Source organism: Clostridium sp., from assembly GCF_050717545.1.
Lineage (GTDB): Bacteria > Bacillota > Clostridia > Clostridiales > Clostridiaceae > Clostridium_AD.
The window spans coordinates 87,008-98,513 of record NZ_JBOITN010000040.1 but is presented as its reverse complement, the minus strand read 5'-3'; the positions used below and the strand labels follow the sequence as shown (position 1 = coordinate 98,513).

The 11,506-nt window shown below is 33.2% G+C and carries 11 protein-coding genes; 2 read left to right on the top strand and 9 right to left on the bottom strand.

Going from position 1 to position 11,506, the window contains the following annotated elements; genetic code table 11:
* Positions 1–238, top strand: a 238-nt coding sequence (locus ACREVX_RS14705; protein WP_431544969.1) for a hypothetical protein, incomplete at its 5' end; no start/stop codon positions are given.
* Here the strand turns inward: ACREVX_RS14705 and ACREVX_RS14700 are convergent.
* From ACREVX_RS14700 to ACREVX_RS14675, 6 genes are all read right to left on the bottom strand, one after another.
* The gene (locus ACREVX_RS14700; RefSeq protein WP_431544972.1) at positions 235–1,491 is read right to left on the bottom strand and encodes a YeeE/YedE family protein; all 1,257 of its coding nucleotides are present in this window, start codon (positions 1,489–1,491) and stop codon (positions 235–237) included. The two genes, ACREVX_RS14705 and ACREVX_RS14700, sit on opposite strands and share 4 nt — an antisense overlap.
* A 169-nt stretch (positions 1,492–1,660) precedes the next feature.
* The gene (locus ACREVX_RS14695; protein WP_431544968.1) at positions 1,661–3,361 is read right to left on the bottom strand and encodes an FAD-dependent oxidoreductase; all 1,701 of its coding nucleotides are present in this window, start codon (positions 3,359–3,361) and stop codon (positions 1,661–1,663) included.
* A 130-nt stretch (positions 3,362–3,491) separates the two neighbouring features.
* Positions 3,492–4,307 (bottom strand): ABC transporter ATP-binding protein, encoded by an 816-nt coding sequence (locus ACREVX_RS14690; RefSeq protein WP_431544967.1) that lies wholly within the window; start codon positions 4,305–4,307, stop codon positions 3,492–3,494.
* Positions 4,308–4,322: 15 nt separating this feature from the next.
* Positions 4,323–5,360: a taurine ABC transporter substrate-binding protein gene (locus ACREVX_RS14685; protein WP_431544966.1), complete on the bottom strand. Its 1,038-nt coding sequence runs from the start codon at positions 5,358–5,360 to the stop codon at positions 4,323–4,325.
* 29 nt (positions 5,361–5,389) lie between these two features.
* Positions 5,390–6,169, bottom strand: a complete 780-nt coding sequence (locus tag ACREVX_RS14680) for an ABC transporter permease (RefSeq protein ID WP_431544965.1) — start codon at positions 6,167–6,169, stop codon at positions 5,390–5,392.
* Positions 6,170–6,391: 222 nt separating this feature from the next.
* A complete protein-coding gene (locus ACREVX_RS14675; protein ID WP_431544964.1) occupies positions 6,392–6,838 on the bottom strand; it encodes a hypothetical protein in 447 nt (148 codons plus the stop codon).
* Between the two features lie 622 nt (positions 6,839–7,460).
* Between ACREVX_RS14675 and ACREVX_RS14670 the strand changes: the two genes are divergently transcribed.
* The gene (locus ACREVX_RS14670) at positions 7,461–7,781 is read left to right on the top strand and encodes a DUF1540 domain-containing protein (RefSeq protein ID WP_431544963.1); all 321 of its coding nucleotides are present in this window, start codon (positions 7,461–7,463) and stop codon (positions 7,779–7,781) included.
* A gap of 72 nt (positions 7,782–7,853) precedes the next feature.
* Here ACREVX_RS14670 and ACREVX_RS14665 read toward each other — a convergent pair whose 3' ends face one another.
* From ACREVX_RS14665 to ACREVX_RS14655, 3 genes are read right to left on the bottom strand one after another with little or no spacing between them, the layout of a single operon-like run.
* The gene (locus ACREVX_RS14665) at positions 7,854–8,531 is read right to left on the bottom strand and encodes a pseudouridine synthase (RefSeq protein WP_431544962.1); all 678 of its coding nucleotides are present in this window, start codon (positions 8,529–8,531) and stop codon (positions 7,854–7,856) included.
* A complete protein-coding gene (locus ACREVX_RS14660) occupies positions 8,528–9,532 on the bottom strand; it encodes an isocitrate/isopropylmalate dehydrogenase family protein (RefSeq protein ID WP_431544961.1) in 1,005 nt (334 codons plus the stop codon). The genes ACREVX_RS14665 and ACREVX_RS14660 overlap by 4 nt, the downstream gene beginning before the upstream one ends.
* A 4-nt stretch (positions 9,533–9,536) precedes the next feature.
* Positions 9,537–11,471, bottom strand: coding sequence for an aconitate hydratase (locus tag ACREVX_RS14655; RefSeq protein ID WP_431544960.1), 1,935 nt, complete (start codon positions 11,469–11,471; stop codon positions 9,537–9,539).
* Between the last annotated feature and the right edge of the window lie 35 nt (positions 11,472–11,506).

Here is an 11,506-nt window from a genome sequence, read left to right as displayed (position 1 = left end):
ATGTTCCACATTTCCCCTGCTGCTTCCTTCAGACCCTACCGTTGCCAGTAGCGCCCTTGCTCTCAGGTTGTCTTCCCGTTGGTTAGGTGACGTAGGCTTCTTTCTGCCTATCGGCTCAGCGAACATGATGGACGTACAAAATGCTATGGTGCATTTAGGCACCACAGCATTTTCTTCTTTCTCTATGGAAAGATTAATAAAAGTTAAATCATCTCCTGCGGAGCTAAAATATCGTTAAATTGTAATGTTAAATTTCTTAATTAAATTAACTCCTATTACTCCACCTAAAATTAAAGCTAGCATAAACAGCCATCCAGATAATGAAAAATTAGCTAGTGCTGAATAGAATGCTCCTATATTACATCCTAGTGCAAATCTTGCACCAAATCCCATTAATAATCCACCCATTGCATAGAATGCAATATCCTTTAACACAAATTTTTTCTTAAATGAAAAGTGTCCTGCGAGTAACGGAGATATTATAGCTCCTATTATTATTCCTAAGTTTCTCATAGAATCAGGATCATTCAAAAATCCTCCCCTAATTGTATCCATTTGGGAAGAGAAAGATCCCCACTTTGAAACATCTATTAGACCTAATGATCCATATATCCAAGCGCCCCAATTTACAAAAGCTGCAGTTACTCCCCAACTACTACCTGTTGTAAGTAATATTACTTCAAACATAGCTGCTAAAAGTACTGCTCCAGTATATAAAGACCATCTTTTTATGAAAAATTTGTGATAGGTTTCTTTACTGAAAAATTTGTATTCCACAGCTTCTGGCAATTCTTTTTCCCATTCTTCGTATTCTGGTAAAATAAAAGTATTTGCTCTTTTCCTCTTATTTTCATACCATTTAGCAAAAATATAAACTGCTAAGCATCCTAATAATGAAATTACTATAGCTCCCACATAACCAAAAGAATCTGGCAAGTAAACTTTTTTACCCCAAGTGAAAAACACAGTATCTTTCAACCAACCCATAGAGTATTCTCCCCACAGGGCTCCTGTTATAAAAAAGAACAGCGTTATTAAAGCTCTTCCTTCACCTTCACCTGCATCTGTAAGTGTTCCAGAAGCACATCCACCGCCAAACATCATACCAATACCAAATAATATTCCACCTATAATAGATAAAAGGTTAATTGGCTTAACAAATTGAGTTCCTGGAATTATCTTAGCCCCTCCGAATGCTCTAGATGCTACCTCAGCTCCACCAGCAAAAGCACCATAATGTATTGCTGCTGTTATTATTATTGATATAGCAAGCATAAACATTAGTGCTTTTGTTAAAGATGAATCTCCAGTTACATATATTCTTTTTATACCGCCTGCAAATCCTAATCTTGATCTTTGCATTATATAACCGATTGCAAGTCCAGTGATTAAATATAATCCTAACTTAGGATTATTTGCAGATAAAGACATAGTAAAGATAACCATAGCTATTATAATTGCAAATCCAATAAAGTATTGTGTTTTATTTATAATTGCTTTTCCATTTACTACTTTAATATTAGTCTTTAACTCAGTGCTTCCCCCTGAATTACTCATATCTCATTTCCTTTCTATATTTATTTTCATTTTAATATAAATCCAGCTGGATTAATATAAACAGCTGGATTCATGTTAAATCATCTTTTGGGTCGCTGAAATATTATAAGAAATTATAGTCAGTAACTATTTTTTCTCTTCCAGTAGTTACATCATCGAAATATTCATAGAAGGATATTCCTAAAAAACCACCTGCAATATTGTAAATGTTTGTATACCCCAAATTTTGAAGTGCCATTACTGCATTGTAGCTTCTTTGTGCACTTCTACAATGCATATATACTGGTTGATCTTTTGGTATTTCATCTACTCTTTGTCTTATTTCACTAAGTGGTATATTCTTAGCGCAAGTTATGTGGCTTAATTCATATTCACCTTTTTCTCTTACATCTATTATACAAGCTTTACTTTCAACTAAACCTCTTACGTCTTTTTCACTTACTTGATTAAATGCACCATGTAATAAGTTAGTCGCTACATATCCAGCAAAGTTAACTACATCTTTAGCTGTTCCGAATGGTGGTGCATAACATAATTCTAAATCTCTTAAATCATCTACTGTTGCTCCAAATTTAATAGCTGTAGCAATTACATCCATTCTCTTATCTACATTTCCCAATCCAATTGCTTGAGCTCCTAATACTTTTCCTGTTGGAATTTCAAATATCAGCTTAAAATGTAGTGGCTCACAACCAGGCATTATTCCAACTTTATCTCCTGGAATTACCTTAGCTACTTCATAATTAATATTTAATTTAAGAGCCTCTATCATTTCTTCATTTAAGCCTACTGAAGCTGCATTATAATCAAAACATTTCACTACTGATGATCCTATAACTCCTGTATTTCTTACAACTTTACCGTGCATATGGTCAGCAGCTTGTCTTGCTTGTTTTTGAGCAGGACCTGCTAATGATAACTTAATAGGTATTCCTGCGAGTGCATGATATACTTCAATAGCATCTCCAACTGCATATATGTTCTTATCGCTAGTTCTATAGTTTTGATCTACTTTTATAGCTCCTGTTATTCCGATTTCAAGTCCAACCTTAACTGCAAGAGAAGTTTCTGGAAGTACACCAATAGACATAACCACTGCTTGTGCTTGTATTTTTTTACCCGATTCTAGAACAACAGTATCCTTTTCAAAAGAACTTACTTTATCTCCTACGATTAGGTTTACACCCTTATCACGCATTTCTTTGTGAAGAATTTGAGCCATATCGTAGTCAAATGGTTTCATAATATGTGACATTGCTTCAACTAACGTTACATTGTTTCCTGCTTCTTTTAGGTTTTCAGCAACTTCAACTCCTATGAATCCTCCGCCTATTACTGATATATTCGTTATTCCCATTTTCTTTACATATTTATTAAGTTTATCTATATCCACAACATTTCTTACTGTAAATACCTTTACATCTTCAATCCCTTTGATAGGAGGAAGTATAGGCTTTGCACCTGGAGATAAAATTAGCTTGTCATAGTTTTCTGTATACTGCGCTCCAGTTAATGTATTTTTAACCTTTACTTCTTTTTTCTCTCTGTCTATATCTATAACTTCACTATGAATTCTAGCTTCTATATTGTATTGTGCTAAAAATTTATCTGGATGCATAAGCACTAGACTATCCGCTTCTTCTACTATCCCACTTAAGTGGTATGGCAGACAGCAGTTCGAAAAAGATACGTCTGAATCTCTTTCAAACATTATTATTTGATCTTCTTCGCTAAGTCTTCTGAGTCTGGCTGCCGTTGATGCACCACCTGCAACTCCGCCTACTATTAAATATTTTTTGCTCATGTTAACGCCCCCATATAATATTTTGTCTTTGTTAAATTAATGCCAAACTATGTGTTAATTATAATACAATCTTATACGTTTCTGTAATAGCAATCAGTTATGCAGTATTACAAATTGTTATACATGAAATTCATAAAAACTTTAATTCATCATTTTGGCTATTGATAATGTTTAAGATTTCTTCTCTTATCTCCATATATTCAGGTGTAAATCTTTCATTCTCATGATTCACACCTGAAGTGTTATAAGTGAAATCTATATTATATTCCTTAAGTATTCTGCCCGGACTGGTTGACATTACAATAATCCTTGTGGCAAGTGCTAACGCCTCATCAACATCATGTGTAATGAGGAAAACAGTATTTTTTGTTTTAGTCCAAATTTTTCTTATTAAAGTTTGCATATTTCGTCTTGTTAAAGCATCTAATGCTCCAAATGGTTCATCCATTAAAATCATTCTAGGCTTATTTACTAAAACCCTTGCAAGGGAAGCTCTTTGTTTCATACCCCCAGAAAGCTCATAAGATTTATGCTTCTCCGAGCCTTTAAGACCTACAAGTTCTAAATATTTAACCGTTAATTCCTCAATCTCATTTTTGGGTAACTTTCTCATTTTCAGACCAAAAGCAACATTATCCTTAACATTTAACCATGGATATAAGATAGGGCTTTGAAAAACAACACCTTTATGCCAATCAGGTCCGGTAATAAGTTCATTGTCCATTTTAGCTTTGCCCTTTGAGGGTTTAAGAAAACCTGCAAGAATTTTGAGTAAAGTACTTTTGCCACAACCTGATGGACCAAGCACACATATAAATTCGCCTTCCTTTATGTCTAAATTTATCTCCTGTAGGGCAACAACTTCACCTTTCTCACCAGAATACATTAAATTTATATCTTTTAGTGTTACAACATAATTTTCTTTACGTTTTAATGTTTCTTTCATAAAAATTCCCCATTTCTATTTTAAAGCATTTTCTATATATGATGGATTTACTGCCTCTTCAAAAGTAGATAACTTAGGTACAGACATAAGACTTTTTTGTTCATATAAAAAATCAGCTGTATCTTTTAATGAATTTACTAATTCACCTTTCTTATCGCTTGTTCCAAAATAAGCAGGATCTAATTGCTCCTCTGCAGTAAGCCAAATAGAGCCCTGCATCTGTTTTAATGCTTCCTTTTGTGTAATTTCAAATGCACCAGAAATTGTTTTAACTGCCTCAACTTGATTTTCATTATAAAGTTTAATAGATTTATTTACAGCCTTTATATACTTTGCTACAACGCTAGGATACTTTTCACCAAATTCTCGCCTAACAACCTCTACATTAGATGTAACAACACCTTTCCCAGCCATATCCTTACTTGATATTATAGTTTTACCGTCCTTTAAAAGGCTAGAGAGTGTAGGTTCCCATGCATAAGCTGCATCAATGTCTCCTCTTTGCCAAGCTGCATATACTTCTGGCATTTGCATATCAAGTAGTGTTATATCTTTTTGGGAAATACCATTTAACTCCAAGGCCTTTAATAAGCTATAATGTGCTGTCGTAGCAAATGGAGTAGCAACTTTCTTCCCTATAATATCATTTATAGAATTAATATTTGAACTATTTTTAGCTACCAATCTTTCTGCATCACCAAGTACTTCATGTATCCAAATAACTTGAACATCAATACCGCTTGCAATCCCAAGTGTTGCAGATGATGAACCAAGTAAGGCAAAATCAATATTTTTTGATACAAGAGCATTTCTTATATCACCTGCGTTAAATTCAATAATATTAACTTTCACTCCAAGCTCTTCTTCAAAAAAACCTTTTGCTATAGCAATTTTCTCATCATTAGGCATCTGTTGAGTACCTATATTTACCACCTTAGGTACTCCTGAAGAAGCCTCTTTATTTTCTGCACTTTTTGAAGTTCCACATCCTACAAATAATGTTGCTATCACTGTTGTCATTATAACCTTCGCTAATATATCTTTAAACTTCATAATTGCCACCCCTAATTATAATATATTTTTTATTCTTTACCTTTCCAAGGAACAATCTTATGTTCAATAAATTGTATACTCTTATCTAATAAAATACCCGTTAGCCCCATTATAATAATTCCAAGAAAAATAATATCACTTCTCAAATATCGACTTGCATCCAATACCATCCATCCTATACCAGAACTTGCCGCAACCATTTCAGCCGATACCAAAGTAGTATATCCAACACCTAATGCCGTTCTAAGCCCCATGAATATATCAGGTAAACATGCCGGGAATATCACATAAATAAATATTTGTAGTTTATTTGCCCCTACAGTGTATGCGCTATTTATATAATCTTCCTTTATTTTTATAACTGCTGATACGCAAGCAATATAAATTGGTGCAAAGCAAGCTAATAATAAAAGTACAATCTTAGAACCATTTTCAATCCCTAACCACAAAACTAAAAGTGTATAATAAGCAAGTGGTGGAAGTGGACGATAAAATTCTATAATAGGTTCAAAAATTGCCCTAAGCTTGGAATTGTAACCGCTGGCAAGACCTAAAGGTACTGCAATAACAGCCGCTGCAAAAAAAGCGATAATAAGCCTTTCCATACTTGCTTCTAAATGCTGTAGCAATGTATAATTCTTGTACCCATTTTTCATAATATCAATCAAGGCAGTCCATACCGATTGTGGAGATGGCACTAATTTAGGATCAACCCACCCAAATTGGGTTACTATAAACCATATTGCAAAAATAACAAGTACTGTTCCAATAGTTAATATCTTTTCATATGTACTTTTTTTATTCACCATCATACCGCCTTTTATTCAATCATCTTTTTAAATTTGTATCAATTATATCATAATTATGAAATAATATTAGTATTTTTATAATAAGCAAGTATTATACAGCATAACAAATTGTTATATGCATCGTTAACACTTTTAAACTACATAAGCTATAAAGTTTATATATTTACACAAAAAAATAAAACCAGTATAGAAATATCTTCTACACTGGTTTTTATAAATTTATTAACTTTCAGTTTCTTCGCCCAATTTAACATCTTCAACATTAGCATTTTTATTTTCTAAATTAGCTTTTCTGTTGTCTAATGTATTAAGATTTATAGGATGAGTAACCATATCTTCAGTAGTACTCATTATAAATCTATTTAGATAAATTTTTCCACCAGGAGTATTTGCTACTGCATAAGGTTCAGTGTCTTTCTTAAATAAAACCCATGTGTAGTCATTGTTAACTACTCTGTTCAAATCTTCTTTATCAATTATTGTTCTTGTTTTCTCTTTACCATATCTGTCTCTTAATATTACGTCAACAGAATCTTCATCATGTTCCTCATAATCATTAATTGTGTTTTGGTTATATACCTCTAGATTACTTTTTCTATTGTCTAAAGTGTCTCCATTAATATGTCTTACAGGTGCTTTTGGATGAACCTCTAATATAAATGATTGCAAACTTTGCTTTCTTCTATATTTTTTCTCTTCGATATAATAACTTCCTAAGTTTTGAGCTAAGAAATTATTAAAGGCTTTGTTCCACTCTGCAAACCAACGACCTTTAGCTAATACTCTTTGTAAATCTTCTGTATCTATTTTACAGTCAATGGTTGTGCCATCTTTTTTAACTATTTTTAAATAAGTAACTTCTTCAAGTGTTTGATATTTATTAAGTTTAACTTCTACCTTAGTAGTTTCTACTTTAATGTTTTCTACTTTACTATTTTCGTTTTTAATGATAGGACACCTCTTTCTTCTATTTAGGCATCTTAAAAAAATAACCAGTCAGCATGCTAGCCTATTTTTTTCATTTGCCTTTAAGGGATTTAAAATTATATATAACTTTAATATTTCCCTAGTTTTTTATTAACAACTCAATTTTCTCTAGAACACACATGTTTATTTTTACTACATTATTTTTATTATATCACATTCCATAGCTTATAAACACCCAAATTTAAAGGAATTAAAAATTTTGGTCCGATTTATTCTTATAATATTTAATTCAGCTCATTTTTCATAAATAATTTCTTTAATTTTGGGTTAAACTTCTTAGTAGATAGATTAAGGAGGAGATATAATGTCAAAAATTTGCTGTGGTGTTGAAAATTGCTCACATAATAATGAACACAAATGTTTTGCAAACATAATAAATATTGGTGGAAAAAGTGCTAAAAAAGATTCTGATACTTGCTGCGCTTCATTTTTAGATAGTCTTGCCTACAATTCTCTTACAAATATCATAGATTCTAATAGTAATGGATGTGACGTAGTTTCTTGCACTGTAGGGACCTGCATCTATAACTCTAATGAACTCTGCAAGGCTAACTCTATAGAAGTTCATGGTGACAATGTTAATTTATACTCAGAAACTGACTGTTTAACTTTTAAAACTAGATAATTAAATCATCTCCTGCGGAGCTGCATTATTCACAAAAGGGTTTCTTAGTATAGCTACTAAGAAACCCTTTATCTATTTACCTAATTCAATTACTTCTTTCTCCATAAGGTGTCGCCATGACCCAATATCTATTCCCTCAACTTTTATATTAATAATTCGAATTCTCTCTAGCCTTATAACTGTATATCCAAACATTTTAGACATTCTTCGTATTTGCTTATTTAATCCTTGAGTAAGAACAATCCTAAAAGTATTATCACAAGCTTTGATAACTTTGCATGGCCTCGTGTTAACACCACAAATTTGAACCCCTTTCGACATTCCTTTTATAAAAAGATCATCAAAAGGTTTGTTCAAAGTTACTATATACTCTTTCTCATGTTCATTATCAGAATCCAAAATATTGTTTGACCAGTCGCCATCATTGGTCATAAGTATTAACCCCTGAGACTCCTTATCTAATCTTCCAACTGGAAATATATACTGCGGATAATCCATAAAATCAATTATATTGTTTGCTACTGCTTTTGCTGCTGTGCAAGTAATCCCCACTGGCTTATTTAAAGCAATATAAATCTTCTTGTTAGCTGATATATGCTCATCATCTATAAGAATATCATCCTCTATTTCTACCCACTGCCCAGGAATACATAACTTACCATTTACAATAATTCTATTCTCGCCAATAAGTCTAGCTGCATCAGTTCTTGAACAAATGCCATAATTACTAAGAAGTTTATTTATTCTCATTTTTCCATTTGTTCTATAACAACTTGCGTAAACTCGCGAGTTCCAGTAGTACCACCTAAATCACAAGTTAAGTGTTTTCCTTCTTTTAAAACAGCTTCTACAGCATTTTCTATTTTATCTGCTGCTGCAGGTTCTCCTATGTATCTAAGCATCATAACTGCTGAGAGAATACATGCAGTTGGATTTGCTATGTTTTGGCCTGCTATATCTGGAGCTGAACCATGAGCTGGCTCAAAAACTGCGCCATCTTCTCCTATGTTTGCTCCAGGAACTAGTCCAAGACCGCCAACTAGTCCTGCTGCCATATCAGAGAGTATATCTCCATATAAATTAGGCATTACTAATACATCATATCTTTCTGGGTTCATTACAAGCTTCATACTCATAGCGTCTACTATAACGTCTCCAAAAGCTATCTCTTTATGTTTCTGCGCAACACTTCTTGCACATCTTAAAAATAGTCCATCGGAAAGTTTCATAATATTTGCTTTGTGAACAGCTATAACTTCTTTTCTATTTTGCTCTTTTGCAAGTTTGAAAGCATATTCTACTATTCTATCGCTAGCTTTTTTACTTATTATCTTTATGCTCTCAGCTATGTCCTCTGTTATCATGTGCTCTATTCCTATATATAAATCTTCACTGTTTTCTCTAACTATTATTAGATCCACATCAGTAAATTTTGATGGTACACCAGCATGTGTTTTTATAGGCCTAATATTAGCATAAAGATTTAGCTCTTGTCTCAATGTAACATTAACGCTTTTAAATCCCTTACCTACAGGTGTAGTTACAGGTCCTTTAAGTGCAATTTTATTCTTCTTGATGCTTTCTAAAACATAAGGGGGCATAGGAGTATTAAACTCCTCTATAACTCCTGAGCCCATACGTACTATTTCCCAATTAATTTTAACGCCACTTTTTTCTAAAACTTTAACAGTGGCCGAAGTTACCTCTGGCCCAATTCCGTCGCCAGGTATAAGTGTAATATTATGCTCCATACTTCTAAACCTCTCCTTTTTTCTTGTTTTTCATAAGATTTATTAATCCACCATGTATAAGCATATCTTTTTCTCTCCCCGTTACTTCAGGTAGAGTTTTATATTCTGTTCCTTTTGTTATATTTTTTACAATAACAATATCTTTTATAATTTGCTTCGTGGCATCTTCTATTACTAATTCATCCATAAATGTTATATCTTCATAATCATTTGCATCCTCGAACACCAACGGAATTATAGCATTATTAATTAAATTAGCTTTATGAATTCTTGCAAAAGATTTCGCAAGAACAACTGTAACACCTAAGAAAAGAGGTGCAAGTGCTGCATGTTCTCTACTTGATCCTTGACCATAATTTGATCCTGCAACTATAATTCCACCACCATTTTCTTTCGCTTTAGTTGGGAAATTCTCATCACTTGGAGTTAAACAAAATTCTGCAAGATAAGGAATATTAGATCTAAATGGAAGTAATTTAGCATTAGATGGCATTATATCATCAGTTGTAATATTATCACCAAGTTTAGTTAAAACTTTACCTGCAACGCTTCCTATTAATTCTTTAGCTATAGGGAATGGCTTAATATTAGGACCTCTCTTAACTACTAAACCTTCTCCATCGCCAGCTGGTTTTATTATTAAATTATCATTAATCAAGAATTTTTCTGGCATAGGCACAACAACTGCCTCTCCCAGTTCTCTTGGATCAGTTATATATCCTGTAAGCGCTGATGCAACCGCAACTTCTGGGCTCACAATATAAACCTGAGCTGACACAGTTCCAGATCTACCTTTAAAATTTCTATTAAAGGTTCTTAGTGATACCGCATCAGTTGCAGGTGCTTGACCCATTCCTATACATGGACCACATGCACTTTCTAAAATTCTTGCACCAGAATCAATCATATCTCCAAGTGCACCGTTTTTAGATAACATATTTAAAACCTGTTTTGAACCTGGTGCGATAGCAAGTGACACTTCATCAGGTATAGTTTTTCCAAGGAGTATTTTTGACACTTTCATCATATCAACATAAGACGAATTAGTACAACTTCCTATTAACACTTGGTCTACTTTTATATGTTTTAAAGATGATACTAGAACTACCTTATCTGGGCTGTGAGGACAAGCAGCAAGAGGTTCAATTTTACTTAAATCTACTTCAACTATTTCATCATATACTGCTCCATCATCTGCTTTAAGCTCTACAAAATCTTTTTCTCTATCTTGAGCTTTTAAGAATGCGTGGGTTACCTCATCGCTAGGAAATAATGAAGTTGTAGCTCCAAGCTCTGCTCCCATATTTGTAATAGTTGCTCTATCTGGTACACTTAAAGTTCCAACTCCGACTCCCGTATATTCAAATACTCTGTTAACTCCACCCTTAACCGTTAAGCGTCTTAATACTTCCAGAATAATATCCTTAGCCGCAACCCAAGGACTTAATTTCCCTGTAAGCTCTACTTTTACAACCTTAGGCATTGTTATATAATATTCTCCGCCGCCCATAGCAACCGCAACATCAAGTCCACCCGCTCCTATCGCAATCATCCCTATTCCTCCACCAGTTGGAGTGTGACTGTCTGATCCAAGTAAAGTTTGACCTGGCACTCCAAATCTTTCTAAATGCACTTGATGACAAATACCATTCCCAGTTTTAGAGAAATATATGCCATGTTTTTTAGCAACATTTTGTATATATAGATGATCATCTGCATTTTCAGGACCAGTTTGCAGTATATTATGGTCTATATATGCAACAGACTTTTTTGTTTGAACTTTATCAATTCCCATAGCTTCAAATTGAAGATATGCCATTGTACCTGTAGAATCTTGAGTTAATGTTTGATCTATTTTAATTGCAATCTCAGTACCCGTAATCATTTCGCCCTTAACTAAATGAGCCTTAATTATTTTTTGCGTTACAGTAAATGCCATTATATCCCTCCATTTTTTGTATATATATATATTCT

Coding starts and splice junctions, on each gene's coding strand:
- ACREVX_RS14665 (WP_431544962.1), bottom strand. CDS start 8,531: ATGAGAATAAATAAACTTCTTAGTAATTATGGCATTTGTTCAAGAACT.
- ACREVX_RS14680 (WP_431544965.1), bottom strand. CDS start 6,169: ATGGTGAATAAAAAAAGTACATATGAAAAGATATTAACTATTGGAACA.
- ACREVX_RS14670 (WP_431544963.1), top strand. CDS start 7,461: ATGTCAAAAATTTGCTGTGGTGTTGAAAATTGCTCACATAATAATGAA.
- ACREVX_RS14655 (WP_431544960.1), bottom strand. CDS start 11,471: ATGGCATTTACTGTAACGCAAAAAATAATTAAGGCTCATTTAGTTAAG.
- ACREVX_RS14695 (WP_431544968.1), bottom strand. CDS start 3,361: ATGAGCAAAAAATATTTAATAGTAGGCGGAGTTGCAGGTGGTGCATCA.
- ACREVX_RS14690 (WP_431544967.1), bottom strand. CDS start 4,307: ATGAAAGAAACATTAAAACGTAAAGAAAATTATGTTGTAACACTAAAA.
- ACREVX_RS14660 (WP_431544961.1), bottom strand. CDS start 9,532: ATGGAGCATAATATTACACTTATACCTGGCGACGGAATTGGGCCAGAG.
- ACREVX_RS14685 (WP_431544966.1), bottom strand. CDS start 5,360: ATGAAGTTTAAAGATATATTAGCGAAGGTTATAATGACAACAGTGATA.